26 protein-coding genes and 3 pseudogenes are annotated in these 24,944 nt (G+C 62.3%); 16 read left to right on the top strand and 13 right to left on the bottom strand.

All coding sequences use genetic code 11. The features are described from left to right. Positions 1–218 precede the first annotated feature (218 nt). The 4 genes from P5W98_RS29585 (at position 219) to P5W98_RS29570 (ending at position 4,970) form a co-directional block, all read left to right on the top strand. Positions 219–3,044: a 2-oxoglutarate dehydrogenase E1 component gene (locus P5W98_RS29585; protein WP_421027336.1), complete on the top strand. Its 2,826-nt coding sequence runs from the start codon at positions 219–221 to the stop codon at positions 3,042–3,044. A 6-nt stretch (positions 3,045–3,050) separates the two neighbouring features. After that, positions 3,051–3,629 (top strand): AraC family transcriptional regulator, encoded by a 579-nt coding sequence (locus P5W98_RS29580; protein WP_421027335.1) that lies wholly within the window; start codon positions 3,051–3,053, stop codon positions 3,627–3,629. Positions 3,630–3,654: 25 nt separating this feature from the next. Beyond that, complete coding sequence (locus tag P5W98_RS29575) at positions 3,655–3,954, top strand: ArsR/SmtB family transcription factor (RefSeq protein ID WP_421027334.1); 300 nt, start codon at positions 3,655–3,657, stop codon at positions 3,952–3,954. A 71-nt stretch (positions 3,955–4,025) separates the two neighbouring features. Next, on the top strand, positions 4,026–4,970 hold the full coding sequence (locus P5W98_RS29570) for a LysR family transcriptional regulator (protein ID WP_421027333.1): 945 nt from the start codon (positions 4,026–4,028) through the stop codon (positions 4,968–4,970). On the opposite strand, the gene P5W98_RS29565 is transcribed toward P5W98_RS29570, so the two are convergent. From P5W98_RS29565 to P5W98_RS29540, 6 genes are all read right to left on the bottom strand, one after another. Then, positions 4,967–6,262: an HlyD family efflux transporter periplasmic adaptor subunit gene (locus P5W98_RS29565; protein WP_421027332.1), complete on the bottom strand. Its 1,296-nt coding sequence runs from the start codon at positions 6,260–6,262 to the stop codon at positions 4,967–4,969. The two genes, P5W98_RS29570 and P5W98_RS29565, sit on opposite strands and share 4 nt — an antisense overlap. A 33-nt stretch (positions 6,263–6,295) precedes the next feature. Next, positions 6,296–7,819 carry an efflux transporter outer membrane subunit gene (locus P5W98_RS29560; RefSeq protein ID WP_421027331.1) on the bottom strand — a complete coding sequence of 508 codons (1,524 nt, stop codon included), beginning with the start codon at positions 7,817–7,819 and terminating at the stop codon, positions 6,296–6,298. A 56-nt stretch (positions 7,820–7,875) separates the two neighbouring features. Further along, complete coding sequence (locus tag P5W98_RS29555) at positions 7,876–8,313, bottom strand: MarR family winged helix-turn-helix transcriptional regulator (protein WP_421027330.1); 438 nt, start codon at positions 8,311–8,313, stop codon at positions 7,876–7,878. Between the two features lie 106 nt (positions 8,314–8,419). Beyond that, positions 8,420–9,988 (bottom strand): DHA2 family efflux MFS transporter permease subunit, encoded by a 1,569-nt coding sequence (locus P5W98_RS29550; protein WP_421027329.1) that lies wholly within the window; start codon positions 9,986–9,988, stop codon positions 8,420–8,422. Between the two features lie 85 nt (positions 9,989–10,073). After that, positions 10,074–10,223: a hypothetical protein gene (locus P5W98_RS29545; RefSeq protein WP_421027328.1), complete on the bottom strand. Its 150-nt coding sequence runs from the start codon at positions 10,221–10,223 to the stop codon at positions 10,074–10,076. 16 nt (positions 10,224–10,239) lie between these two features. Then, a complete protein-coding gene (locus tag P5W98_RS29540; protein WP_421027327.1) occupies positions 10,240–10,509 on the bottom strand; it encodes a MarR family winged helix-turn-helix transcriptional regulator in 270 nt (89 codons plus the stop codon). A 272-nt stretch (positions 10,510–10,781) separates the two neighbouring features. On the opposite strand from P5W98_RS29540, the gene P5W98_RS29535 reads away from it, so the two are divergent. The 3 genes from P5W98_RS29535 (at position 10,782) to P5W98_RS29525 (ending at position 12,498) form a co-directional block, all read left to right on the top strand. Then, the gene (locus P5W98_RS29535; protein WP_421027326.1) at positions 10,782–11,204 is read left to right on the top strand and encodes a VOC family protein; all 423 of its coding nucleotides are present in this window, start codon (positions 10,782–10,784) and stop codon (positions 11,202–11,204) included. A gap of 259 nt (positions 11,205–11,463) precedes the next feature. Next, entirely contained in the window at positions 11,464–12,174 is a 711-nt protein-coding gene (locus tag P5W98_RS29530) for an SDR family NAD(P)-dependent oxidoreductase (protein WP_421027325.1), read from the top strand. 90 nt (positions 12,175–12,264) lie between these two features. Then, positions 12,265–12,498 carry a tautomerase family protein gene (locus P5W98_RS29525; protein WP_368602461.1) on the top strand — a complete coding sequence of 78 codons (234 nt, stop codon included), beginning with the start codon at positions 12,265–12,267 and terminating at the stop codon, positions 12,496–12,498. A gap of 36 nt (positions 12,499–12,534) precedes the next feature. Here P5W98_RS29525 and P5W98_RS29520 read toward each other — a convergent pair. Then, a pseudogene (locus P5W98_RS29520) lies at positions 12,535–12,729 on the bottom strand (transposase); the annotation flags it as partial. A gap of 1 nt (position 12,730) precedes the next feature. On the opposite strand from P5W98_RS29520, the pseudogene P5W98_RS29515 reads away from it, so the two are divergent. Further along, positions 12,731–13,057, top strand: a pseudogene (locus P5W98_RS29515) (transposase domain-containing protein); the annotation flags it as partial. Positions 13,058–13,401: 344 nt separating this feature from the next. Here the strand turns inward: P5W98_RS29515 and P5W98_RS29510 are convergent. Together P5W98_RS29510 and P5W98_RS29505 are read right to left on the bottom strand one after the other, a co-directional pair. Then, positions 13,402–14,064, bottom strand: a complete 663-nt coding sequence (locus P5W98_RS29510) for an SOS response-associated peptidase (RefSeq protein WP_421027324.1) — start codon at positions 14,062–14,064, stop codon at positions 13,402–13,404. Positions 14,065–14,582: 518 nt separating this feature from the next. Then, positions 14,583–15,329, bottom strand: a complete 747-nt coding sequence (locus P5W98_RS29505; protein WP_421027323.1) for an SDR family NAD(P)-dependent oxidoreductase — start codon at positions 15,327–15,329, stop codon at positions 14,583–14,585. A gap of 498 nt (positions 15,330–15,827) precedes the next feature. Between P5W98_RS29505 and P5W98_RS29500 the strand changes: the two genes are divergently transcribed. From P5W98_RS29500 to P5W98_RS29475, 6 genes and pseudogenes are all read left to right on the top strand, one after another. Continuing rightward, a complete protein-coding gene (locus tag P5W98_RS29500) occupies positions 15,828–16,295 on the top strand; it encodes a hypothetical protein (protein WP_421027322.1) in 468 nt (155 codons plus the stop codon). Between the two features lie 182 nt (positions 16,296–16,477). Next, positions 16,478–16,690: pseudogene (locus tag P5W98_RS29495) on the top strand (acyl-CoA dehydrogenase family protein); the annotation flags it as partial. Between the two features lie 471 nt (positions 16,691–17,161). Beyond that, positions 17,162–17,965, top strand: a complete 804-nt coding sequence (locus tag P5W98_RS29490; protein ID WP_421027321.1) for a transporter substrate-binding domain-containing protein — start codon at positions 17,162–17,164, stop codon at positions 17,963–17,965. A gap of 82 nt (positions 17,966–18,047) precedes the next feature. Next, on the top strand, positions 18,048–18,707 hold the full coding sequence (locus P5W98_RS29485; protein ID WP_421027320.1) for an amino acid ABC transporter permease: 660 nt from the start codon (positions 18,048–18,050) through the stop codon (positions 18,705–18,707). A 60-nt stretch (positions 18,708–18,767) separates the two neighbouring features. Beyond that, positions 18,768–19,493, top strand: coding sequence for an amino acid ABC transporter ATP-binding protein (locus P5W98_RS29480; protein ID WP_421027319.1), 726 nt, complete (start codon positions 18,768–18,770; stop codon positions 19,491–19,493). A 63-nt stretch (positions 19,494–19,556) separates the two neighbouring features. Further along, complete coding sequence (locus tag P5W98_RS29475) at positions 19,557–20,573, top strand: D-cysteine desulfhydrase (protein WP_421027318.1); 1,017 nt, start codon at positions 19,557–19,559, stop codon at positions 20,571–20,573. Positions 20,574–20,663: 90 nt separating this feature from the next. On the opposite strand, the gene P5W98_RS29470 is transcribed toward P5W98_RS29475, so the two are convergent. Continuing rightward, positions 20,664–21,131 carry an Lrp/AsnC family transcriptional regulator gene (locus P5W98_RS29470; protein ID WP_421027317.1) on the bottom strand — a complete coding sequence of 156 codons (468 nt, stop codon included), beginning with the start codon at positions 21,129–21,131 and terminating at the stop codon, positions 20,664–20,666. A gap of 169 nt (positions 21,132–21,300) precedes the next feature. On the opposite strand from P5W98_RS29470, the gene metC reads away from it, so the two are divergent. Both metC and P5W98_RS29460 read left to right on the top strand, forming a co-directional pair. After that, positions 21,301–22,488, top strand: coding sequence for a cystathionine beta-lyase (metC, locus tag P5W98_RS29465; protein ID WP_421027316.1), 1,188 nt, complete (start codon positions 21,301–21,303; stop codon positions 22,486–22,488). A gap of 52 nt (positions 22,489–22,540) precedes the next feature. Next, positions 22,541–22,885 (top strand): DUF3088 domain-containing protein, encoded by a 345-nt coding sequence (locus P5W98_RS29460; RefSeq protein ID WP_421027315.1) that lies wholly within the window; start codon positions 22,541–22,543, stop codon positions 22,883–22,885. A gap of 717 nt (positions 22,886–23,602) precedes the next feature. On the opposite strand, the gene P5W98_RS29455 is transcribed toward P5W98_RS29460, so the two are convergent. The 3 genes from P5W98_RS29455 to P5W98_RS29445 are packed head-to-tail and all read right to left on the bottom strand — an operon-like array spanning position 23,603 to position 24,884. Continuing rightward, positions 23,603–23,923 (bottom strand): hypothetical protein, encoded by a 321-nt coding sequence (locus P5W98_RS29455; protein ID WP_421027314.1) that lies wholly within the window; start codon positions 23,921–23,923, stop codon positions 23,603–23,605. After that, positions 23,920–24,219, bottom strand: coding sequence for a BON domain-containing protein (locus P5W98_RS29450; protein ID WP_421027313.1), 300 nt, complete (start codon positions 24,217–24,219; stop codon positions 23,920–23,922). Before P5W98_RS29450 ends, P5W98_RS29455 begins: the two co-directional genes overlap by 4 nt. A 26-nt stretch (positions 24,220–24,245) precedes the next feature. Next, positions 24,246–24,884, bottom strand: coding sequence for a F0F1 ATP synthase subunit gamma (locus P5W98_RS29445; RefSeq protein ID WP_421027312.1), 639 nt, complete (start codon positions 24,882–24,884; stop codon positions 24,246–24,248). Positions 24,885–24,944 lie beyond the last annotated feature (60 nt).

Genomic DNA, 24,944 nt, shown 5'->3' with positions numbered 1-24,944 from the left:
TGTGCGTCGGTGTAACAAATCGGCAGCGTGGCCCAAAACGTCCACTAGTTGGCAGGCGGCGGCACCACGCGCGCATTTCGCCCGCTGCCCCGCATCACTAGACTGTGTTCACGACTGCGGCTGGGCAAACAACCCGGACGGACCGGAAGGCGTTATCGCCATCACTCCACGTGTTGCGCCCCACATTGGACCGCACACCGACCAAAGGCAGATTGATCATGTTGAAAGAACGTCAGAGCTCTTTCCTCTTCGGGGGCAACGCCCCTTACGTCGAAGACCAATATGAAACTTACCTGGCTGACCCGGATGCGGTCACCAGTGAATGGCGGGCGTGGTTCGATGCACTGCGCGAAATGCCCGCTATCGACGGCAGTGATCGCGACGACGAGCCGCACGCCCCCGTCATTTCCCGCTTTGTCGAGCTCGCGAAGCGGCCGCCGCGAGCGATCGTTCATGCCGACACTACCCTCGCGAATGACGCCGGTCTCGGCCTCGCACGCAAACAGGTCGCGGTACAGTCGCTGATCGCCGCGTTCCGCGTGATCGGCACCCGCGCGGCCAATCTCGATCCGCTGTCGTGGACGCCGTCACGCGCCTACGCCGAGTTGACCCCGGCTTACTACGGTCTGACGGCCGCAGACATGGCGACGACATTCAGCACCGCCGACACGTTCCTGTTCGACGACGACGCCACGTTGCAGGAGCTCGTCGCCGCACTGGAGCATACCTACACGGGCACGCTCGGTGCCGAGTTCATGCATCTGACCGACGCAGAGCAGCGGCGCTGGTGGCAGATGCAGCTCGAATCCACCCGGGCGAGGCCGTCGCTGCAGGCAGCGGAAAAACGCCGGCTGCTGGAACGCCTGAGCGCGGCAGAGGGCCTCGAGAAGTACCTTCACGCGCGCTATGTCGGGCAAAAGCGCTTCTCGCTCGAGGGCGCGGAATCGCTGATTCCGATGCTCGACGAAGTCGTGCGCTACGGGGCTTCGAAAAAGCTGCGCGCAGTGGTGATGGGCATGGCGCACCGCGGACGCCTGAACGTTCTGGTGAATATCGTGGGCAAGCCATTGCGTGCGCTGTTCGACGAATTCGATGGCAAGAATCCCGAGAGACTGCCCGCGGGCGACGTGAAATATCACAAGGGCTTTACGAGTTCGGTCGAAACCCCTGAAGGGCCGGTCGAAGTGATGCTCGCGTTCAACCCTTCGCATCTGGAAATCGTCAACCCGGTCGTGCAGGGCATGGCGCGCGCCAAGGGCGAGCTCCTGGGCAGCGCCGACGGCGTCGAGGTTCTGCCGGTCGAGATTCACGGCGATGCGGCGATGTCCGGCCAAGGAGTCGTGATGGAAACCTTGAGCCTCTCCTATACGCGCGGCCACGGCACGGGTGGCACCCTCCACATCGTTGTTAACAACCAGATCGGCTTCACGACCTCCGATCCGCGCGACACGCGTTCGTCGTTCTACACCACGGACGTCGCGAAGATGATCGAGGCGCCGATCCTGCATGTGAATGGCGACGACCCCGAAGCCGTCGCGATGGCGGTCCGGCTTGCCCTCGACTATCGCACCGCGTTCAAGCGGAGCGTAGTCATCGATCTCGTGTGCTTCCGCAAACACGGGCACCAGGAACAGGACACGCCGGGCATCACGCAGCCGCTGATGTATCGTGCGATTGCCAGTCATCCCGGCGTGAGAACGCGCTATGCGCAGAAGCTGATTGGGCAAGGCGTGTTGACAACCGAAGAAGCAGAGGGCTATGTCAGCGCGCGGCGTGAACTGCTCGAGCGTGCGAATGCAACCGACGGCTCAGAGGCCATCTCTTCACGGGACGAAGCGCCCGGCCCGGTCTCCTGCTCCGCCCCTTCGACGGAAGCGCTGCGCAGTCTCGCGCAGCAGATTTCGATCGTTCCCGAAGGCCTGGCGCTTCATCCGCTCGTCAAGAAGATGATCACAGGGCGCCAGGAAATGGCCTCAGGAAAGCGGCCGCTCGACTGGGGCATGGGCGAGCATCTGGCATTCGCTTCGCTGCTTGGCGATGGGGTCAGCGTTCGACTGAGCGGGCAGGATAGCGCGCGCGGGACGTTCAATCATCGTCACGCCGTGTTGCACGATCAAACGCGCATGAACCGTCCGGATGGCGTTTATATTCCGCTCGATCATCTCGCTGACGCGAGTGGCAACGCGCGCGGCCGCTTCAGAGTGACGAACTCCATCCTTGCCGAAGCGGCAGTGCTCGCGTTCGAGTACGGCTACACGACGGTGAACCGCGATGCGCTGGTGATCTGGGAGGCGCAATTCGGTGACTTCGCAAACGGTGCGCAGGTGGTAATCGACCAGTTCATCGCAGCGGCCGCCGCCAAGTGGGGGCAACGCAGCGGCCTGACGCTCTTCCTTCCTCACGGGCAGGAAGGCGCGGGACCCGAGCATGCATCGGCGAGGCTCGAACGCTATCTGCAGCTGAGCGCGCAGGACAATATGCGCGTCGTCCAGCCGACTACGCCCGCGCAGCTGTTCCATTTGCTGCGCAGGCAGGCACTCGCCTCCGATCGCCTCCCGCTTGTCGTCATGACGCCCAAGTCGCTGTTGCGGCACCCGGAAGCGGTCAGCACGTTCGAAGCGTTGAGCGAGGGCGAATTCCGCGAAGTACTTCCGGATACGCAGGTCGAGGCATCGCAGGCATCCAGCGTCGAGCGCGTCATCGTGGCCACGGGCAAGGTGTACTACGAATTGCTCGAGCATCGCCGCGCGGACGCGACCGACACGCCGATCATCCGCGTCGAACAGCTGTATCCGTTTCCCGCAGAACAGTTGGCCGCCGAACTCGCGCGCTATCCGAACCTGAGGACGGTCGCCTGGTGTCAGGAGGAGTCGCGCAACCAGGGCGCATGGAGTTTCGTCGAGCCGCAGTTGCGCGAGCTCCTGCCAACGAGCGCGAAGCTCGCCTACGCCGGTCCTGATGCCGGTGCATCGACCGCGCCGGGCTACCATTCGGCGCACGTCGCGCGGCAATCCGCGCTGGTCGAGCAGGCGTTCACGGGGTAACGGCGCATGCGTGTCGCGATGATGCTTTACGCAGGTTTTCAACTGCTCGAGGTGAGCGGCCCAATGGATGTGTTTCATACAGCGAATCGCCTGTATGGCAGCGCCTTTTATGAACCACACCTCGTCGGGACCTCCCCTGGGCCCGTGCCGTCTTCCAACGGCACGGCGGTGGGCACCACGGAATGCCTGTTCGAAACGCACACGCCGTTCGACGTCGTCTTGGTGCCCGGGTCTCCCGTGGTGAGTTCGTCGAGTGAGCATCGCGAACTCGTGGCTTGGCTCGGCGACGCCGGGTCCGCCACGCGCAGGCTGGCCTGCATTTCCAATGGCGCGTTCCTGCTGGCGCGCGCCGGCGTTGCCGACCGTCGCTGGCTGACCACGCATTGGCGCGACGCTCGCCGACTCGCGGCGGAACATCCACGCGTGCACGTCATGTCCAATCCCGGCTGCCTGAAAGATGGCAACCTCTATTCATCGGGCGGCGCAAGCGCCGGCATTCATCTGGCGCTGTCGATCGTGCGGGAAGACCTTGGGGAAAGCGCGGCGGGAACCATCGCCAGAACGTTGTTGATGCAGCCGCATTGAAGCACGCGAGAGCACAAGGAACGCCATGATAGACGCGAACCGGATTCACAAGGCCCTCGCCAATCCACTGCGGCGCGACATCCTCGCGTGGCTGAAGGTCCCCGCCGATGCCTTTCCAGAGGGCCACGTCGATCTGGGCCGCGGCGTGCCCGCACACCCCATCCAGGCTCGCAGCGGGCTCTCGCAGTCCACCATATCGGCGCATCTTGCCGTACTGGACGAAGCGCGACTGCTCGTTTCGACGCGAGTCGGACAATGGATGTTTCTTTCACGTAACGAAGAAGTGATACGGACCTTTGCCGAACAGATTCGCCTGCATTTATAGGGGAATCTGGCATGGCGCGAGTTTGCGGCGTAATTGCGTGCGAGGCAGAGCTATCCGTGGGAATACGCGTAATGGACAAGCTGGACAAGATGCGGATATTCGTCCGCATTGCGCAAGAAGGAAGCTTTACGCGCGCGGCGCTGCGCCTGGACATTCAAACTGCCAATGCATCGCGGGCGATCTCGCAACTCGAGTCGCAGCTGCGCACGCGCCTGCTGCATCGGAGTACGCGGCGGCTCGCGCTAACCGAGGCGGGCCAGCGCTATCTGGAGCGATGCGAGCAGGTTCTCGCGTATGTCGACGAGGCCGAGGCAGAGGCGGCCAATGCACATGTCGCCCCTTCGGGGCGGCTGCGTGTTCATGCGTCGCCGAGCTTCGGTCAGGCCTATGTGGTCCCGGCGCTCGTGCGCTATCGTGAGCGGTATCCCGCGGTGTCGATTGAATTGACGTTATCGCAGCACGCGCCCGACATCATCGAGGCCGGCTATGACGTGATGCTTCAATTAAGTACGACGGAGTTGCCAGATTCCCGGCTCGTGTCGCACCGGCTGGGCGAAGTCCATAACGTGCTGTGTGCGGCGCCCGCCTATCTGAATACCCGCGGCGTGCCATGCATGGTGCAGGACCTCGAAGCACACACGTGCCTGCAGTTCGCCACGACATTTTTCCCGCGCGATCGCTGGCATCTGCATGGCCCCAACGGCCGCGAAACGGTGGCGTTCCCGAAGGCGCCCGTCGAGATCAATCTTCCCGATGCACTCAGTGTCGCCCTTCGCGAAGGCGTGGGGATTGGCGCGCTGCCGATGTCGACGGCGCTAGCCATGCTCGATAGCGGCGCGCTGGTGCGTGTATTGCCGGAGTATCGTCTGCCGAGGTTGACCGCCTATGCGGTGCACGCCTCGCGAAAGTACCTCGACGCCAAAATCAAGACGTTCATGGATTACCTGCACGAGGCGGTGCCCAAAGCGCTTACCGCCGATGCGGAAGCGTTGAGCCGGGCTGCCAAACAACCTTAGCCCGCGATTGCCTTGTGCTCGTGCGAAGCCACACGTTGCGGCGAAGGTTGTGATGCAGTCGCCGGTGCAGCCATTTCGTTTTGCTTGATGATCTTTTCGATCTTGCCGGTGGCTTGCGCGTCGTACTGCGCAAAGACGTCGGTGCGATAGCGCGTGTTTTGCGCCGCGCCGAGCTGCGAGCCCGATTCGTCGTGCGTATCGGCGTCCACTGTCATCGAAAGACCGATGCGCAACGGACGCGCCGCGAGTTCGCGTGGATCGAGCGCAATGCGCACCGGCAGGCGTTGCACGATCTTGATCCAGTTGCCCGTGGCGTTCTGCGCCGGCAGCGTCGCGAAGGCGCTGCCAGTGCCCGCCGAAAAGCCTTCGATACGACCGTGATACTTCACGCTCGAGCCGTAGACATCGGCAGTGAGCGTCACCGGCTGGCCAATGCGCATGTGCTTGAGCTGCACTTCCTTGAAGTTCGCGTCCACCCACACGCCGTCGAGCGGCACGATCGCCATCAGCGGCGTGCCGGGCGACACGCGCTCGCCAACCTGCACCTGGCGCTGCGCCACATAACCCGTGACCGGCGCGGGCAAGGTATCGCGCGCATACGCGAGCCACGCCGCGCGCACCTTCGAGGCGGCCGCCTGCACGTCCGGATGCTGTTCGACCGACGTGCGATCGGTCAGCGCGTGATTCGCCGCCCCTTGCTGACGCGCGGCGTCGAGCGCGGCCTGTGCGGCCTGCACGGCATCGCGCGCGTGGGCAATGTCTTCGGCGGAAACGGCGCCCGAGTCCGCGACGGCCATGCGGCGGCGCAGATCGTCGTTGGCGCGAGCCAGGTCCGATTCGCGTTGCGCCACGTTCGCCGCATAGAAGTCGTTGTTGACATAGAGGCCGCTCACCCGGCGCACGGTCTGCCCGAGCGATGCTTCGGCATCGGCCAGCGCGATTCTTGCGTCGGCCGGATCGAGCGTCACGACGGGGTCACCCGCCTTCACGATCTGAGTGTCGTCGGCGTTGACGGCCACCACCGTGCCAGGGACCTGCGGCGTGAGTTGCACGAGGTTGCCGCTCACATAGGCGTCATCGGTGGTTTCGTTAAAGCGGCCTTCCGTGAAGTAGTACGCGCCATAGGCAACGCCCGCCATCAACGTCACGGTGCCGAGCAGCGCGATCAGGCGCTTGCGGCGGCCCGGGGGCGTGGCCTGCTGGTCGTTGTTGGCCGGGGCAGCTTGCGCGCCGCCTTTCTTCTCGTCGAGGCGCTCCGCCGGCTTGCAGTCGGTCGTGGTCGTTTCGCTCATTTCAGTTTTCCTGACGTGTTGCAACCATGCCGTTCAACGCGCGACGGCAATGACGGAATTGGCTTGAGGGTTGGGTTGGGCGGCAACGCCCGCGGGGCGGACCGTATCGGCTGAAGTGTCGACATAGCCGCCACCCAGCGCGGATGCCAGAGCGATCTGCTGATCGCGGCGATCCATCTTCAGGTTCGCGATGGTTTCGTCGGCGTTCAGCGCCGTGACGTCGGCGTTGAGCACCGTGAGCTGATTGGTCAGGCCGCCCTTGTATTGCGTGATCGCAAGCTGGTCGGCGTCGCGCGCTGCCTGCTGCGCGGTTTGGGCATCCACGAGCTGCGCATCGCTCGAATGGATCTGCGCGAGCTGCGTGGCCACGCCGCTCAACGCGCCAATGAGCGTCTGGTCGTAGGCGGCCACCGCGTAGTCGAACTCCGCGTAGCGGCCCTTCAACTGCGCACGCAACTCGCCGCCGTCGAAGATCGGCAGATGGATCGCAGGGCCGACCGACGCGGTGCGGCTCGCGGCGCTCAGGAAGCGGCCGAAGCCGAACGCGTCCAGACCGATCGCGGCGCTCAGATTGATGTCCGGATAGAACTCGGCCTTGGCTTCCTTCACCTCGTGCGTGATCGCGTCCACGCGCCAGCGCGCCGCGACGATATCGGGGCGCCGGCTCACGAGATCGGCGGGCAGGTTGTCCGGCAAACGCACCTCGTCGCCCGCGCCGAGCGTCGGGCGCGTGATCGCGAGTCCGCGGTCGGGGCCCTTGCCCATCAGCGCGGCCAACTGGTAGCGCGTCGTGAGAATGCTGCCGTCGAGCGCGCTCACCCGCGAGCGGCTTGTCGCCAGGTTCGCCTGCGCGGTCTTGCGTTCCACCTGCGTGTCGAGGCCCGTTGCGATGCGGCCCGCCGTGATGCGGTCGATCTGCTCGCGGCGCGCGACTTCTTCCTGCGCGATGTCGCGCAAGGCGTAGAGCCGCGCCAGCTGGTTGTAGTTACGCGCGATCGAGGTATCCAGCGTGAGCTTGACCACTTCCTCGTCGGCTTCTGCCGCTGCTGTCTCCGAAACGGCCGCGCGCAGCGCCTCGCGATTCTTCCCCCACAGGTCGAGATCGTAGGAAGCCGTGAGCAGGCCCTTGTTTTCGGTCTGCCACGAGCCGGCATACGGCGGCGGAATCAGCGCAGTGCTGCTGTACTGCTGGCGTGTGAGCGTGTAGCTCGCATCCACGCGCGGCAGCGTGCCTGCCTTTGCGGTTTCGCTATAGGCCTGCGCCTGAGCGAGGCGCGCTTTGGCCTGCTCGACCGTAGGGCTGCCTTGCAGCGCTTCCGCAATCAGCGCCTTCAGCTGCGCGTCGCCGAACTGGTCGACCCAATCGGCAGACGGCCAGTGCCCCTGCTCTTGCGGCAGGCTCTGCGCCGTCTCGTACTGTTGCGGCTGGGCCATCTGCTTGTCGCTGTGGATGCCCGCGTAGTTGGCGCAAGCCGCCAGCGTGGCCAACGCGATCGCCGATACACCCAGCTTCAGCGTACGGGCACCGATGCTTGCTTTAGAAGTCTGCGATTTCATTTTCTGACATATCAGATTAATGAGCGAAAAAAAGCGCGGCACTACGGCCGCACCGTTCAGTCGTCCGTGAACTTGCGAAGCAGGCGGTTCAGTTCGGCAAACTCCGCCTTGGTGAATTTGCGCAAGCGTGCGTTCAACACGTGCGGTGCAACTTCCGGAATCTGCTCCGCCGTTTCCAGTCCCTTTGCAGTGAGGTTCAGATTGACCACACGACGGTCGTCTGCGTCGCGGGAACGCTCCAGCAGCCCTTTCGATTCCAGCTTGTCCAGCATCCGCGTCATGAGGCCCGTATCGATGCCGAGCAGTTTCGACAGTTCGAACGGCGTGGTGGCCACACCCTGCTTCAACGAAAGCAGAATGCCCATTTGCTGGCCCGTGATATCGAGGTCTCTGAGCGCCGCGTCCATCTCCGCGACGACCAGATTGCGCGCCTTGACGATCCTGAAACCGACACTTTCCGTGAGCATGAAATTTCTCGCTGTGTAGTGGTCCATCGAGACATCCTCCGTGTTGAACATCACAGTATCTGCATTATCAGATATTGTCAAGAAGAAACAGGCGGGGCTCGTCTGCCCACCGGACCGGATTCAACTGCAGAATTCAGTGTCCGCCAGCGCCTGCCGCGCCAGCGCCAGCGCCAGCGCCCTTGAGCGGCCTCGTCACCCAGATCAGCGGGATGATCACGACAAAGATCACCGCCGATATCCAGAAGATGTCGTTCAACCCCAGCATTGTGGCTTGTGCGTTGAGCGAGTTCGCGTAAAAGGCCGTGGCCTTGGGAATGCCGCCGCCCAGCGTCGCCTGCAGGTGCGCAATGGCTCCGGTGAAAGCCGGATTCTCCACGCTCGTTTGCTCGGCAAGCCGGGCGTGATGGAGGATCGTGCGGTCGTTCCAGGCGTTGCTCATAAGCGATGTGCCCACGGCGCCGGCGAAAATGCGCACGAAGTTGGATAGGCCCGCGGCAGCCGGAATCTCGTCGGACCGCAGACCCGACAAGATGATGCCGGTGAGCGGTGTGAAGAACAGCGCCGTGGGAATGCCTTGCAGCAGCGTCGGCAGAATCAGCGCCCACGCATCCACGCCGGTCGTATAGTTCGAGCGCATGAAGAACACGGCGGCGAAGCCTACGAACGCCAGCGTGGCGAGCACCCGCAGGTCGGAGCGCGGCATGACCTTGCCCATTACGGGGGCGAGGATCACGGCGAAGATCCCCAGCGGCGCGGTGACGAGGCCCGCATCCACCGCGCGGTAGCCGAGAAAGCCCTGAATCCACTGCGGCAGGATAACGAGGTTTGCAAAGAAGATCGCATACGCGACGGAAATCGCAATCGTGCCGCCGAGGAAGTTGCGTTTGGTGAACAGCCGCAGGTTGACGATCGGCTTTTCCTCAGTCAATTCCCAGATCAGGAAGAACGCGAAGCTGACCGCGGCGACGATGGTGAGCACCCAGATGACTGGCGAGCTGAACCAGTCGAGATCCTTGCCCTTGTCGAGCATGATCTGCAGCGGGGCAACCCACGCGATGAGCGAGATCAGCCCGACCTTGTCGATGGGCAGCTTGCGTGCCGCCGACTCGCGGTCGCGGTAGATCGCCCAGATCACGCCGGCGGCGAAGAGGCCGACCGGCACGTTGATATAGAAGATCCAGGACCAGCTGTAGCTGTCGGTGATCCAGCCGCCGAGCGCCGGGCCCGCGATCGGTCCGACGGTCGCGGTCATCGCCCACAGCGCCAGCGCATTCGAACTCTTTTCCTTGGGGAAGGAGGCGAGCAGCAAGGCTTGCGACAACGGCACCAGCGGCCCCGCCACCGCGCCCTGAACGATACGGGCGACGAGCAGCGTCAGCAGGTTCGGGGCCATACCGCAGGCCGCCGACGAAAGCACGAACAACAGAATCGCCCAGACGAACAGCTTGACCTGGCCCACACGCTGCGTCAGCCACCCGGTCAACGGAATGGACACCGCATTGGCGGCGGCAAACAGCGTAATGACCCACGTGCCTTCGTCGATCGATACGCCGAGGTTGCCGGAGAGCGTGGGAATCGCGACGTTTGCAATCGACGAATCCAGCACGTTCATAAAGGTGGCGAGCGCCACGGCGAAGGTGCCGAGCGCGAACTTCGCGCCAGTCAGCTGGGCTGGCCCGCCTGGGTTGGTCGATGGATTCATGTTAGGTTCTCCTCGTCTGGGTGCGAATGTCCCGTCAAGCACGGGCCGCTATCTGACATGTCTGATAATTGGGCAAAAAAAGCCCCTAGCCATGGAGCAGTCTCGAAAGCAGCGTGCTCAACGCGTCGAAGTCGGACTTCGAAAAGTGCGAGAGCCGCTCGCTCCAGGCGCCATGGGCAACGTTTGCGTTGCGGGCTGCGACCGCGCGGCCCTCCCGCGTCAACGAAACGTCCACGAGGCGCCGGTCCGTGTCATTGCGCGCGCTCCACGAACCCGCTGGATTCGAGCTTGTCCAGCACGCGGGTCATCCGGGCCGGGGGCACGCCAAGCAGCTTCGCCAGCGCCGCAGGCGGTTTGGCGCTCCCGCCGGCCAGCGTCAGCAGAATGCCGCGCTCCTGCAGGTTCAGACCGGCGTCCTTGAGTCCTGCCCTGAGTTCGGTGGCCATCAGGTGGTGCGCCTGACCGAGCACGAACACCAGCTTCTGCGTGCGCTCGAAATCTTCATTGACGGGATCGTTCATCGATTGCCCTTCTAGATATCTGATTTTTACTATATCTGACATTGCAGATGTATGCAAGGAAGTTTCCGAGATCACATGAGAGGGGTCGGCGCCCGCCCCGATGCAACGCCCAACCGCCTTCTGCGCGCGGCGCGATACACCGCGTAAAAAGTGATGTGACCGGCAAGGGATAATCGACGCCGATCTTCACAGCTATATTGTTTCGGCAGCGTTTTGATCCGTGAAGTGTGGAACGCAGGATCGACGCACTCTTTACTCAGGAGAATCGAAGCATGACTGACAAACCGCTTACACTGGGCATCGATCATGTCGGACTGACTGTGCGCGACCTGAATGTCACGCGTGACTTCTTCGTGAATTGCCTGGGCTGGAAACAGGTTGGCGAAAGACCCAGTTATCCGGCGGCGTTCGTTTCGGACGGTCACGTCATGTTGACCCTCTGGCAAGTGACCGATCCGAGCCGTCTGGTCGAGTTCGACCGCAAGACCCATGTGGGCCTGCATCATCTTGCCTTACGGGTAGTCAGCGAAGAAGCACTCAACGATATCTTTTCGCGCGTGTCCGCCTGGCCCGGCGTGCAAATCGAATTTGCCCCGGAAAACCTCGGGCCGGGGCCGAAACGCCATACCATGGTGTACGAGCCAGGGGGGATCAGGCTTGAATTCGACCACGATCCGCGCATGCAAGCCTCCTGAGCTTCGCAGACAACCGCGTGTGAGGGATCACGCGGTAATGCCTGCCAAAATTACTCAGTTATCCAAATCGTCTCAAACACCATTCGCATAACCTTTTCCGCCGTGCGCCGTCGCCCGCCGCTTGCTCTCATTTGTTCCTGCGACTCACAACTGTTTGTCCGCGTCCTGTATTCAAACGGGCGGCGTGGATGCGTAAATTGATCGTCATCGGAGCAGCAAGCCCGATCAGAAACAGAGTCCAACTTACTTCGAGGTTCATATGAGTCAAGCCCCCAAAGTCATCGTGATCACCGGCGCATCGCAAGGCATTGGTGCCGAAACCGCCAAGGCATTCCGCGCACTCGGCCACAAGGTGGTCGCGACATCGCGCAACATCAAACAGACTGACGATAGCGATCTCGTCGCAGTGGCTGGCGATATCGCCGACCCGGCCACGGCGCGCCGCGTCATCGAAACGGCCGTCTCTCGCTTTGGCCGCGTCGATACGCTGATCAACAACGCGGGCATTTTCATCGCGAAGCCGTTCACGCAATACACCGCGGAAGACTACGCGGCGATCAAGGGCACCAACCTCGACGGTTTCTTCCATATCACGCAGCTCGCCATTGCAGAGATGGAAAAGCACGAGAGCGGCCACGTCGTCACGATCACGACGACGCTCGTCGATCACGCGATCGACGGCGTCCCTTCAGTGCTGGCCTCGCTGAGCAAGGGCGGTCTCGCCGCTGCAACGCGCTCGCTGGCGATCGAATATGCGAAGCGCGGTATTCGCGCCAACGCGGTCTCGCCGGGCATCATCAAGTCGCCGATGCACGCGCCCGAAACTCACGCCGCGCTCGGCGCGCTGCATCCGATGGGGCATATGGGCGAGATTAGCGACATCGTGAACGCCATCCTCTATCTCGACTCGGCGCCCTTCGTGACGGGCGAAATCCTCCACGTCGACGGCGGCCAGGTCGCCGGCCACTAAGGTGCACTGCGCGCCACGTGGCACCACCGGGCCGAGGGGGAGCGCCGCTCGCCGGCACTCCCTGCCACGACCACCATTAAGGAAAGCAAAATGCCGATCGTCACAATTCAGGTTACACGCGAGGGCACGCGGCCCGGCACGGATTCCGTCACGGCGGAAGAAAAGGCCCTGCTCATCAAGGGCGTGAGCCAGCTCCTGCTCGACGTCCTGAACAAACCGCTGGAGGCGACGTTCGTCGTCATCGAAGAAGTGCCAACGGAAAACTGGGGATGGGGCGGCCTGCCTACCGACGTCTATCGAAGACAGAAGGGACTTATCAAGTAAGTGCGCGCTGTCCGCTCCAGAGCGGCCTTAGAGGTGTTAACAGAATGACTTTTGCAGGTGTCTCCAGCATATGATGCAGCAGGCGATTCTGAGGAAAGCCTCGTGGATAGAAGCGAGCTGTTCGAAGCGGATGCGCAGTCGGCGGAAGTTGTGAAGCCACGAGATGGTCCGCTCAACAACCCAGCGTGTTTTGCCTAGCCCGCTACCATAAGGCTGACCACGTCGAGCGATTTCGCTGAACCACTGGGCGGCGCTCACGTTCTACTGCGAGGACGGACGCGCCGAGATCAGCAATGTTCTTGCAGAAAATGCCCTGCGTTGTGTAGCGTTGGGCAGGAAAAATTATCTGTTCGTTGGCGCCGATAGCGGCGGTGAGCGCGCCGCGGCGATGTACAGTCTCATCGGTACATGCAAACTCAACGAAATCAACCCACGTGGCTACCTCGAATACGTGCTCACTCATATTGCGGACCACAAGGTCAACCGCATCGACGAACTGCTTCCCTGGAACGTGGCTGACAAACTGAAGCCGGCCGCTCCACCCACGCCCAACGTTTGACCGGGTAGATCCAGATAGATCGTGTCCGCGATCATGGAACGATCTCACGAGATCTACCCGGACCTCCCCACGCTCTCACATCATGCGCCACGCGCGCGCGAATCGGGGACCGGCCCTGGCGAGCCGCTTACTCCCCCTCTCTCGGCCAGCCGATACATAAGGCTTTGAGCGATTCACGCTCATGGCGCTGTACCTTAGAATCGCAGTTGTACCTTTGCACATCCGAAAGTGGCTCCGTTTTAACGGGGCCTTTTTTGTTTTGGGCGCATCGCGGCCGGCGCGCGCCCCGAAAAAAGCCCGCCAGGTGGCGGGCTTGGGATGTCGAAATCGCGCGATCGGACGCGCTAGCCCACCGAGGCTTTCGCCTTCGCAGCGCGCGGCGGTGCCGGGAACACTTCGGCATGCATCTGTGCCGCGGGGAAGAGGTTCAGGAACGAGCGCGCCTCGTCCATCGAATGGCATGCGAGCCAGTTCTCATACTCCGCCGGCGGCAGGATCACCACCGAGCGCTTCTCGTCTCCCGGTTTGTGAAAGCGGTTCATCAGCGGATGCTCATCCGAGTTGACCGTCAGCATCGTGAACGACAGCGCCGCCCCTTCTGGCTCACTCCATTCGCGCCACAGACCGGCAATCGCAAACGGCGCACCGTCGGCCATGCCGATGCGCCACCGCACCGCCTTACCGCTCTCGTAATTCGGCTCGTAGAACGCCTCAGCCGGGATCAGGCAGCGCTGCTGCTTTTTCCATGCCCCGCTGAAGCTGCGCTTCTCGCCCACGGTCTCAGTGCGAGCGTTCATCGTATCGAAGGGCCTCACGCCTTCTGGGATGTGCTTGCGCGGCACGATGCCGAACGTCGCCACGTCTGCCCGCTGGGACCCATTCACGCGCCGGATGATCGGCGCGGGATAGTCCTTGTAGACCTCTTCGCGCCATGGACTGTCGGGTGGCTCTATCCCGAAGTGCTTGAAGAGCTGGTCGCGGCGCGCGGCGGCATAGTTGGTGCACACGGGTGGCTCCAAGTGGCGAAACCATCATCATAGCCAGGTTGAGGTCACGCACCGCACCTGAAAGCGTTTGGCGACTATGTGGCGCGGACGTGCTCAAGTGCTAATTCGACTTGGTCGCTCCGCGTCATTAGCCACTCGCGCGCCCACTCGATTGCGACGCGCTCGGCGTCCTTTTTTGACGGGCACTCCACCATGCTCGCGAAAACCGCCTTGGGGTCCTTTTTCGACTTTCGGGAAATGCGCGCCGTCGCTGTCCATCCGTCACCGGGAATGCGACTCGTGACGCACTCGACGAACTAATCGCCAACCGAATACATGGCCAGGAGTGGAGACATGGAATCGAAGTCGATTAGTGCAGGCATTCTCGCGACTATAGTGGAGGTTCTCGAAGTACGTGCGGCTGCACGTACGTCATTTTTCTTCATGCGTAGGAACAAAGCGAGAAAGGCAGCCCGCGCGAACGCCAGCGGCGCGTGATTGCCATTCATGCAATGCGTTCGTTGCCCACGCGTTGACGATCAGCGGAAACCGCCCGCGGCCAGCACATGCTCCCCGGTCAGCCAGCGCGCTTCGTCGGAGGCGAGGAACACCGCGACGTCGGCGATATCTTCCGGTTGGCCGGCGCGGCCAAGCGGCGTCTTCGCAATGAAATCCGAAGCCATGTCTGAGCCGGTGATGCCCGCGCTATGCGTGCCTTCCGTTTCCACGTATCCGGGGTTGATCGAATTCACGCGGATCTTGCGCGAGGCGAGTTCCAGCGCCAATACGTTCGTGATAGCGTCGAGCGCACCCTTGGTGCCGGTGTAAATCGCGCTAGCGGGCGGCGTGATGCGCGTGACGCCCGAACTGATATTGATGACGCTCGCGCCTTCGCCAAGGTGCTTCACGGCCGCTTGCGTGACGAGCAGCGGGCCGAGCACGTTCGTGTTGAACTGCCGATGGAATTCCTCGACGGTAATGTCCTCAACCGGCGAAAACGCGTACACGCCCGAATTGTTCACGACGACATCGAGCCGGCCGAACGAGTCGATGGCCGTTTGCACGAGTTTCGCGGCGTCGGCGGGCTGCGAGACGTCGCCGCCCACGGCCGTCGCCTTGCCACCCGCTTCCTGAATCCGCTCGACGACCGCCAACGCGCCCGCCTTGCTGCTCGCATACGTCACCACGACCGCCGCGCCCTCTTTCGCGAGCGCAGTGGCAATCGCCGCGCCAATTCCCTTCGATGCGCCCGTAACGAGCGCGACTTTCCCTTCGAGCCTGGCCATGACAAATCTCCAAAATGGGGTTGAACCGTCCGCTTGCCCCGCTGCGGCTTGCGTCGGTGCTCAACGACAATGTAGAGGGTGCGCGCAGCGCGAAAAAGAGCCCGCCGCCGAATGGAGTGGCCGCATTTGCCGAACAATGCGCGCACGATGCCGAAGATGCGCGTACCCAGTCTTCGTGCGGGCTTCCCTCGATCGGACTCCGCCCTATCGGATTACACGACATTGCGACGGCGATCGGCGCTAGTAGCGCCATATCGGGACATTTCCTGAAGAGATCTCGAACTGGCTCGAAAGTCAACGTACAGCCCGCATTAACGCCCGCTGCGTGGCGCGGCCAGCACGGTGGGATCGATGGAGCAGCCGAGGCTCCTCCCTGGAATTCGCGGCTGCCCCAATTTTTCCTCGGCGCTCCGCGAATCGCAGCCATAAAGATAAGTGTTCGTATCTCGAGGCTCTTACCGATCGCGAAAGCTTTTTATAATTAGTCATACAAATTACATGGACGGAACTGGCGTCGCTAGCGCGATACACCATCCCGTCGCGCCGACGATAATATCGAACCTGCAACATATCGCGGTGTTCGTGCCGGGCGGCCATGGTGTGCTCGCGGGCGAGGTCAAGCAGGTGCTCAAGTGGGCGACGGATCGTGACAAGTACGTCGTCAGGTTGTGCCACGGTCCGTCCTGCCTGCTTTCCGCTGCTATCGACGAAGTTCCGACCACCTACATGTTCAACGGTTACGCGATTTGCGTGTTCCCCGATTCGCTCGACAAGGGCGCGAATCTCGCGATCGGCTACATGCCGGGACCGCTGCCCTGGCTCGTCGGCGAGAGCCTCCTGAAGCTCGGCGTGAAAGTGTTGAACAAGGGCATCGACGGCAGTTGCCACATCGATCGCAAGCTCATTGCAGGCGACAGCCCGCTTGCGTCACAAAACATCGGCAAGCGGCCGCCGCGGCCCAGCTGAAGGAAGTCGGACTCTAGACCTCCGACGTTGCGCGGCTTCCACATGCCGCCGCGCGTTCATAAGCGGCACGCGTCGTTGGCACGATCTCGCCGACACGCGTGCCCGTCCGTTATCAGAAGTGGTGACGCAGACCGATGTTGACCATCGCTTGCGAATTCGTGCCGCTGTAGCCGTAAGAACCGACGGGCGACACTGAACTGCTCCACATGTTCGCAACGCCCGAGCAGCGCGAGCAGTGGCTGCTGCCGCTGCTGCACGGCGAGATCTGCTCGGCGTTCGCGATGATGGAGCCGGGCGGGCCGTCGTCGGACGCGACAAACATTACGACTCGCATCGAGCGTGACGGCGGCGACTACGTGATCAACGGCCGCAAGTGGTTCATCACGAATGCCGCGACCTCCCAACACACGCACCGCTAGACGGCATCGTTGCCTCTTTACCGATGGTGACCGAACTCGACCGTACGCTGTCGCCCGTCGCGCTGACCATTCCGTTCAGCTTCGCGATAGCGCCCGGCCTGATCGCAAAAAGCGCGCCTCATGCATAGCACGCGGGCTCGCTACCGGTGTTGGAGCAACCGCGGCGCACGCGGGTAGGCCCGCACCACACCGCGGTCGCACCGATAGCAGGCCGGTTGCGCAACCTGGGTCAGAACTAGAAAAATTTTCCAGGAATCGATTGATGTGCGCACGCTTTTGGAAACACTTTCCATTCTGACAACACTAAGCTTGCCATCAGTCGAGCCGCATTCGTAACCGTGACCGGTGCACCCCGATCCATGTGCGAAAACTGCGCTTCGCGCGCTTCAATCGCCCTTCAAATCTAAAAGAAAACATCCACTTTTATTGTTACCAACGGAGACAAAGATGAAGTCGTTCAAACCGCTGTTCACGTCAGCACTAGTCGCCGCTCTGCTCGGCGTCACGAGCGCATCCGTGCATGCGGCTGACCTGCTCGACACGGTCAAGCAGGCCGGCGTGCTGAAGGTCGCGCTCGAAGGCACCTACCCTCCGTTCGATTACCGTAACAGCGACGGGCAGCTCGAAGGATTCGACGTCGACGTTGCGAAGGCCGTCGCCGCGCGGCTCGGAGTCAAGCCACAGTTCGTCACGACCGAATGGAGCGGTATTCTCGCCGGCCTTCAGGCTGGCAAGTTCGACGTAATCGTCAACCAGGTAGCGATCACGCCAGCGCGGCAGCAGGCGCTCGACTTCAGCCAGCCCTACGTGTACTCGGCCGCGCAACTGCTGCAGCGCGAGAACGATACTCGCGCGTTCAAGTCGCTGAACGACCTGAAGAACCTCAAGATGGGCGTCGTGCTCGGCAGCAACTATGCGGAGCTTGTGAAAACGGTGCCCGCGATCAACGCGCAGATTTATCCCGGCGAGTCCGAAATTCTGCGCGACCTTGCGACCGGCAGGCTCGATGCCGCAGTGAACGATCGCCTGATGGTTCCTTACCTGATCAAGACCACGCATCTGCCGCTGCGTGCGAGCGGTGTGATTCCGGGCGCCGACACGAAGATGGGCATCCCTTTCCGCAAGGGCAATCCGAAGTTCGAGAAAGCGATCGACGGCGCGCTCGCCTCGATGCGCGAGGACGGCACGCTCAGGAAGATCTCGATGCAATGGTTTGGTGCCGACGTCTCGGCGGCCCCGAACTCCCACTAACCCTCCCAATCAAGCAACGATACGCGCGCACCGGCATGGATCGCATCGCCGGCGCGCCCGACAATGATCTGGAGTCGAGTTCATGGACGCATTTGATCTGGTCGTGCACACCCTTCCCGTCCTCGCAACGGGCGCCGTGCTCACAATGAAATTCGCAGTCGCATCGATGGTGCTGGGACTGATCGTCGGCCTTTTGGTCGCGATCGTACGAATCGGCAACAACCGGTTCCTGTCCTCGATCGCGCAAGGCTATGTCAGCCTGATGCGCGGTACGCCGCTCCTCGTGCAGATGTTCGTTGTGTATTACGGGCTGCCCGACGTCGGTATCTCGCTCGATCCAACCTCAGCCGGCATTCTCACGCTGACGCTGAACGCCGGCGCGTACCTGTCTGAGAGCATGCGCGGCGCGATCCTGGGTATCGGCCGCGGCCAGTGGGCCGCATCGCACAGCCTGGGTCTCACGCACATACAGACGCTGCGCTACGTCGTCTGTCCACAAGCGCTGCGTCTCGCAGTGCCGAGCCTTTCGAACACGCTTATCAGTCTGGTCAAGGATACGTCACTCGTTTCCGTCATCACCGTCACCGAGCTGCTGCGCTCGGCTCAAGAAGTCATCGCCTCCACCTTCCAGCCGCTTCCGCTGTATCTTGCGGCCGCCGCGATCTACTGGGTGCTCAGCACGTTGCTCGCGTGGCTCCAGGGCCGCATTGAAACGCGCTGCGCGCTGCCGTCGACGCACTGAGCACCCGCCGGCCGTCCGGACCGTGGACGGCTGCGTTCCTCTTTCACGAACAATCCGAACATGATTACCCTTGACAACGTCTCGAAGTGGTACGGCAAGCATCAGGTTCTCACCGACTGCAGCGCAGCGGTCACGAAAGGCGAAGTGGTCGTCGTCTGCGGCCCGTCCGGATCCGGAAAATCTACCTTGATCAAAACGATCAACGGTCTCGAACCGTTCCAGAAAGGCTGCATCACGGTGAACGGTGCCCGGCTAGACGATCCAACGGTGAAGCTCGCACAACTGCGTTCGCGCGTCGGCATGGTGTTCCAGCACTTCGAGCTGTTTCCTCACCTGACCGTGCTGGCCAACCTGACACTGGCCCAGACGAAAGTGCTGCACCGGCCCATGGACGAGGCGCGTGACATCGGGCTGCGTCTTCTCGATCGCGTCGGGCTCAAAGCGCACGCCCAGAAGTTTCCCGGGCAGTTGTCCGGCGGGCAGCAACAGCGCGTTGCGATTGCCCGTGCGCTCTCGATGAACCCGATCGCGATGCTGTTCGACGAGCCGACGTCAGCACTCGATCCGGAGATGATTAACGAAGTCCTCGATGTCATGGTCGAGCTCGCGCGCGACGGGATGACCATGGTCTGCGTCACACACGAGATGGGTTTCGCACGCAAAGTTGCGCATCGCGTGCTGTTCATGGATCGTGGCGTGATCGTCGAAGACACAACGAGCGACGCATTTTTTCATACGCCGCGTTCCGAGCGTGCACGCGATTTCCTCGACAAGATCCTCCACTGAGCCGCAGCGCACCGCCCTCTAACCGGCGGTGGCGCCTTCAAACCCGACACCTGTGCCATCCGCATGACAACGACAACGCTTACCACAAGACTGAATAACGTTGCGCGCCTGAATCTCATCGACGCACCAACTCCGCTGCAGCGGCTGCCGAGACTGTCCGAGCACGTCGGTCGCGACATCTACGTGAAGCGCGACGATTTCACTTCGCTCGCCATGGGCGGCAACAAGCTGCGCAAGCTCGAGTATCTCGGTGCACACGCGATACGCCAGAACGCCGACGTGCTCGTGACTGCGGGCGCACTCCAGTCGAATCATGTTCGGCAAACCGCGGCGCTCGCGGCACAACTGGGACTCGGCTGCGTCGCGCTGCTGGAGAATCCGATCAGCACTACGCGCGACGATTATCTGCGCAACGCCAACCGCTTGCTCCTCGATCTGTTCCGTGTGAGGGTCCATGAGGTCGCCAATCTGGACGACGCAGACCGGCAGCTCGAGACCGTCGCGCAGCAACTTCGGGACGAAGGGCGACGGCCGTATGTGATTCCGGTCGGCGGATCGAATGCGCTTGGCGCGCTTGGCTATGTGCGTGCGGGCCTCGAGCTCGACCAGCAGATCCGCGCGGCGGGGTTAGAATTTTCGGCCGTCGTGCTCGCGTCCGGCAGTGCGGGCACGCACGCAGGTCTCGCGCTCGCGTTTGCTCATGAGATGCCATCGACGCCCGTGATTGGCGTGACGGTGTCGCGCACTTCGGCAGCGCAGCGTCCGAAGGTACAAGGCCTCGTCGACCAGACAAGCGAGCTGCTCGAACTCGAACCGGATCCGGCGATGCGCGTCGATCTATGGGACGCTTACTTTGCACCACGTTACGGTGAGCCCAATACCGCCGGACTCGACGCAATTCGCCTGCTCGCGCGGACCGAAGGATTGCTGCTCGATCCCGTCTACACGGGCAAGGCGATGGCCGGCCTGCTCGATGGAATCGCCTGCGGTCGGTTCGACGGAAAGGGGCCGGTGCTCTTCGTACACACCGGCGGCGTACCCGCGCTGTTCGCTTATCGCGAGGCGTTTCGCAGCGACTGAGCCACTTCGGAGCATCATAGACCAGGCATGCAATGCCAATAAACGCGCGATCTGCCGACAATTGAATTGTCGGCAGGTCGCGCGTTTTCGTTATTCACTCACCACGTAATCGAGTGGAAGCGCTGTTGTTCGCTTGATCACCTCCATCGCGAACGCCGAGCTCACGTCCATCAGTTCGACACTTTTGATCAACCGCTTGTAGACGCTGTCGTAGCCGGCGATATCCGGCACGACGACCTTGAGCAGGTAGTCGACATCGCCGCTCATCCGATGGATCTCGATGATCTCCGGGATCGCCCGCACGGCGGCGATGAATCTCGTTGTCCACGCATCACCGTGCTGGTTCGAGCGCACTGTCACGAATGCCGTAAGTCCAAGATTTAGCTTGTTAGGATCACAAAGCACGACCTGCCGGCAGATCACCCCATCGTCGCGCAGCTTCTGCAGGCGCCTCCAGCACGGCGTCGGCGAAAGATTGACCGCCTTGGCCAGTTCATTCAGTCCGATTGTGGCATCCGCCTGAAGCAGTTTGAGTATCTGCGCATCACGTTTATCCATATCTCCTCCGGGTTAGAAACTTTTCCCAATCTTAGCGGGATCGGCGCGATTCTTTAAAAACATTTTTCGCGTCCGCGAAATTAATATGTCTTCACGCACAGCACAGGTAGTGATATCGCGGCGGTGCTCGATACACCCCGATTGAACCGACGATAGAGAGGACCACACCTTGAACGCAATGCATTCGACCGACACCGTTCTGGCCCACGAGGGCCGCAAGCACGACCAGCTCGGCGCGCCGGTGAATCCGCCGGTTTATCGTCAATCGACGCTGCTGTTTGAAAATCTCGAAGCGCTGAGGACCGCGAGCGGCACGCCAAACGCGTACGGGCGCGGCGGCAGCCCGACCACGCGCGCGCTCGAAAACGCGCTCGCGCGACTCGAAGGCGCGCAACATGCGATGCTCACACCAAGCGGACTCAGTGCGATCACGACCTCGCTGCTCGCCGTGCTGAATCCCGGCGATCATCTGCTGATGACCGATTCCGTCTACGACCCGACGCGCACGTTCTGCAACGAAACGCTCATGCGCCTCGGCATCGAAACGACCTACTACGATCCAGCGATTGGCGCCGGCATCGCGGCGCTGATGCGGCCGAACACGCGCGCAGTTTTCGTCGAGTCGCCCGGATCGCTGACGTTCGAAGTGCAGGACATCCCGGCGATCAGCCGGATCGCGCATCGTCACGGTGCAATCGTGCTGATGGATAACACGTGGGCCACGCCGCTCTATTTCCGCTCGTTCGAGCATGGCGTCGACGTATCGATTCATGCCGCAACGAAGTACATCTCGGGGCACTCCGATCTGCTGATGGGCGTGATCCTCACGACGGAGTCGCTATATCCGAAGATCAACCGTTTTTATCGGCAATTAGGCATGACGGTGAGCGGCGACGATGCCTATCTCGCGCTGCGCGGCTTGCGAACACTCGCGGTTCGGCTCGAGCGGCACCAGCGTAATGCGCATGCCTTGACGGACTGGTTCGCGCAGCAGGCGGAAGTAGCCGAAATTCTTTATCCGGCTCGGCCTGGTTCACCGGGACACGCATTGTGGCAACGCGACTTCACAGGCGCGAGTGGTCTGTTTGGGGTTGTGTTGCACCCGCAATCCGAGGAGGCGATGCGCGCGTTGCTCGACGGTATGTCCTGCTTCGGCATGGGCTATAGCTGGGGCGGCTTCGAAAGTCTCATTCTGCGCTCCAGCCCGGGGAGCTACCGCACGGCGAAACAATGGCCGTGGGACGGCCCACTGCTGCGGATCCACGCGGGCCTCGAACATCCCGACGACATGATCGCCGACCTCGAAGCCGGTTTCTCGCGACTGAGAGCCGCGACCCTCGTGCCGATGGAATCGTGAATCGACGTACGTAGAACCTCAACTCTGAATTTCCAACCACAGCGAGACAATCATGAAAGACAAACTGTTCATTCTGCGTCCTGGATTCTTTAGCGGTGAAGAAGGTCCCCTCTACTGCGGCGACTCGGTTGCCGTCGAGGGGCTGCTGAGCTTTTTCCCGCAACTGCGCAACAACGTCGACGTCGAATACATCGATGCCCCGCGTCCGCGCAAGGCAATCGTCGAACTGATCGGCGAAACCAACCAGTCGGCACCCGTGATCGTGATTGGTAGCGGCCAGGCGGTAAAGGACACGTCCGTAGATGTGCTTGAACACAACGGAATGCGCTTCATCAATGCACCTGACGACATCCGGCGCTATCTGTCGTCGCAGTACGGTGTCGCTCACGCATCGTGATGGGACGGGGAGAATGCGCTTGCATTGGGCGCGTTCGTTGAAGGGACCGCGCCATGCTCATGCGGTGCGGGCCTGAAGCCGTCGGACCATTGACATTGGAATTCCGCGGCTTCATCGTGTTTCCGGGGAATGGCAAACGCGATCGGCGGGTATTCATCATCCGCTCGACGCATGCCTCACCTGCGTGCGTGGCCCGCGTCTTTCGCATCATTGGGAAGAGTTCCCCCCGCTCTTCACAGGAACCATCCGAGGGCGATGTGTGGTCCTGGTGATGGTGGTGCTGGCGCAATTTTTGGCAGGCAATCTCCTTTCCGTGCTCGAAATCCGGTACGAACGCAAGCCCGTGCCTCACGGCACCCCGATATAATATGGACTACAAATGGAATGTCGAAAATAGAATTATGTTAAATTCATGTCACCAGGCAAGGCGCACAGAGGGTTCTCCGTGCCGTGGCCATGGCGGCAAAAAAATCGAACTACGCGTGCTGCGCTACCTAGCCGAGATGGATGTTCATGTACTCAATCGAGTTCCGGCGCGGCGGACGCGCCCGTGAGCACGGAATCGCAAAACGCTCGCCGCGCGCGTGCGCCTTATCGATCAGATGCGCCAGTTCGAGCGGCACGGCCTTCGATCAGCGCGGCAGCAGCGCTGGCCGGCATCAACTTCGACGCTAGCGATGTGTTCCGGATACGCGATTCCATCTGCATTCCTCTTCACTACACAACCGGCCGGTCCACGACGGCGCGCACGCCGCGCGTGAACCAGACGGCGCCGCAGGCCGCAAGCCTCTCATGCAGCGAGGCGACAGTATCGATGAGCGTCATCACGCCGTCGTGCTCGTCGATGTGGATGCCCGCGAACTCGCGTTGCGCAGGGCGCGCCAGCGCCGCGCTGATATGCTGAGCGCCGTGGAGCGCCGCATCGCTATGGCGCACGCTCAGCCGGTTAGCCACGCCCACCAGGCCGCGCATGCGGCTCACGACGCTCTCCGCGGCGTTGTGCTGATAACACAGGTCCGCTTCGCCGATGAGGGTCACGCAGCGATGTTCGACCTCCACGCGCACCCCGGTTCGGGCTCAAACTCGTCTGCCAACGCAAGGCGCCCATGATCGCGGTGGCTAGATAGGCGTCGGGATGGTCGGGGTCCGGCGGCGGGTCGTTCGACAGTTCCAAGCGCGATCGCGCGGCAACCGGCCACGCGCTCGGCGGCGCGCTCGGTTGCCAGCTTCTGCGCATAGTCGGGCGCCCATCCCGACAACGTGACGATGCGATCTTTCACACCGACCTTGATGCCCGAGACGTCGAGTGCGAGATCCCGCGCCAGTTCGAACATCGCGGGGACCGCTCGGCTGATGCCGATCAATCCACGGCGCGACGGGCAGCCTCGCCGCCGGCGCTCAGCTCGACGATCTCCGAGGTAATCTCCTCCTGGCGCACTGCCCGATAGTGCTGCGTGAGATCATTCAGGCGCTGCTGCACGTGGGTGCGCGCCGCGAGCATCGCGCGCACGCGCGCTTCGTTTTCAGCCGCGAACGAGGGCATCAGCGCTTCACACAATTGCACGAACACATAAAAGTCGACGAGACCGGACAGCAGCCGCGCCGGCGCGACGTTGACAAGCGGTGGCTGCGCGCGCGGGGATACCCGGAAGCGCGTGAAATCGAAGGGAATGAGGATGCGCTGCGCGATCTGCAAGCGTGACTCGCCGGGCTGCGCACTCACCACCGAAATCCGGGCGACGCGCTGGCCGGGCGCGAGCCGCGCGTAGAGCGCATCGGTAATGCGGACCGCCAGTTGCGGAATGGCGTCGGGATGCACCGCCATCGGTGCGGACCAGACAGCGCTCAGGCCGCGCGAGGCGGCGGCGCTCGCGAGCCGCGAACCGACGAGCAGCCAGCGGTACGCATGCGCACCGCCGTCCTGACGCAGCGCGTACTCCACCAACTCGTCGTTGAGCGCCCCGACGAAGCCCTGCTCCGTGCCGACGACGATGCACACGTCGCCTCCCCCCGCGCTGTCGCGCACGGCCGGCGTGCCGGCCGCTGGACCGCCGGCCGC

Source organism: Paraburkholderia sp. A1BS-2L (assembly GCF_051125205.1).
In the GTDB taxonomy this organism is placed as follows: domain Bacteria; phylum Pseudomonadota; class Gammaproteobacteria; order Burkholderiales; family Burkholderiaceae; genus Paraburkholderia.
Note: the sequence above shows the minus strand (reverse complement) of the source record. Positions and strands in the feature narration are given on the sequence as shown.

Bases quoted from the DNA above. Each gene is read 5' to 3' on its own strand.
- P5W98_RS29535 (WP_421027326.1), top strand. From the start codon at position 10,782: ATGACTGACAAACCGCTTACACTGGGCATCGATCATGTCGGACTGACT.
- P5W98_RS29525 (WP_368602461.1), top strand. From the start codon at position 12,265: ATGCCGATCGTCACAATTCAGGTTACACGCGAGGGCACGCGGCCCGGC.
- P5W98_RS29490 (WP_421027321.1), top strand. From the start codon at position 17,162: ATGAAGTCGTTCAAACCGCTGTTCACGTCAGCACTAGTCGCCGCTCTG.
- P5W98_RS29475 (WP_421027318.1), top strand. From the start codon at position 19,557: ATGACAACGACAACGCTTACCACAAGACTGAATAACGTTGCGCGCCTG.
- P5W98_RS29550 (WP_421027329.1), bottom strand. From the start codon at position 9,988: ATGAATCCATCGACCAACCCAGGCGGGCCAGCCCAGCTGACTGGCGCG.
- P5W98_RS29470 (WP_421027317.1), bottom strand. From the start codon at position 21,131: ATGGATAAACGTGATGCGCAGATACTCAAACTGCTTCAGGCGGATGCC.
- P5W98_RS29570 (WP_421027333.1), top strand. From the start codon at position 4,026: ATGGACAAGCTGGACAAGATGCGGATATTCGTCCGCATTGCGCAAGAA.
- P5W98_RS29500 (WP_421027322.1), top strand. From the start codon at position 15,828: ATGGACGGAACTGGCGTCGCTAGCGCGATACACCATCCCGTCGCGCCG.
- P5W98_RS29555 (WP_421027330.1), bottom strand. From the start codon at position 8,313: ATGGACCACTACACAGCGAGAAATTTCATGCTCACGGAAAGTGTCGGT.
- P5W98_RS29480 (WP_421027319.1), top strand. From the start codon at position 18,768: ATGATTACCCTTGACAACGTCTCGAAGTGGTACGGCAAGCATCAGGTT.
- P5W98_RS29580 (WP_421027335.1), top strand. From the start codon at position 3,051: ATGCGTGTCGCGATGATGCTTTACGCAGGTTTTCAACTGCTCGAGGTG.
- P5W98_RS29450 (WP_421027313.1), bottom strand. From the start codon at position 24,219: ATGTTCGAACTGGCGCGGGATCTCGCACTCGACGTCTCGGGCATCAAG.
- P5W98_RS29585 (WP_421027336.1), top strand. From the start codon at position 219: ATGTTGAAAGAACGTCAGAGCTCTTTCCTCTTCGGGGGCAACGCCCCT.
- P5W98_RS29505 (WP_421027323.1), bottom strand. From the start codon at position 15,329: ATGGCCAGGCTCGAAGGGAAAGTCGCGCTCGTTACGGGCGCATCGAAG.
- P5W98_RS29540 (WP_421027327.1), bottom strand. From the start codon at position 10,509: ATGAACGATCCCGTCAATGAAGATTTCGAGCGCACGCAGAAGCTGGTG.
- P5W98_RS29565 (WP_421027332.1), bottom strand. From the start codon at position 6,262: ATGAGCGAAACGACCACGACCGACTGCAAGCCGGCGGAGCGCCTCGAC.
- P5W98_RS29575 (WP_421027334.1), top strand. From the start codon at position 3,655: ATGATAGACGCGAACCGGATTCACAAGGCCCTCGCCAATCCACTGCGG.
- P5W98_RS29460 (WP_421027315.1), top strand. From the start codon at position 22,541: ATGAAAGACAAACTGTTCATTCTGCGTCCTGGATTCTTTAGCGGTGAA.
- P5W98_RS29560 (WP_421027331.1), bottom strand. From the start codon at position 7,819: ATGAAATCGCAGACTTCTAAAGCAAGCATCGGTGCCCGTACGCTGAAG.
- P5W98_RS29530 (WP_421027325.1), top strand. From the start codon at position 11,464: ATGAGTCAAGCCCCCAAAGTCATCGTGATCACCGGCGCATCGCAAGGC.
- P5W98_RS29485 (WP_421027320.1), top strand. From the start codon at position 18,048: ATGGACGCATTTGATCTGGTCGTGCACACCCTTCCCGTCCTCGCAACG.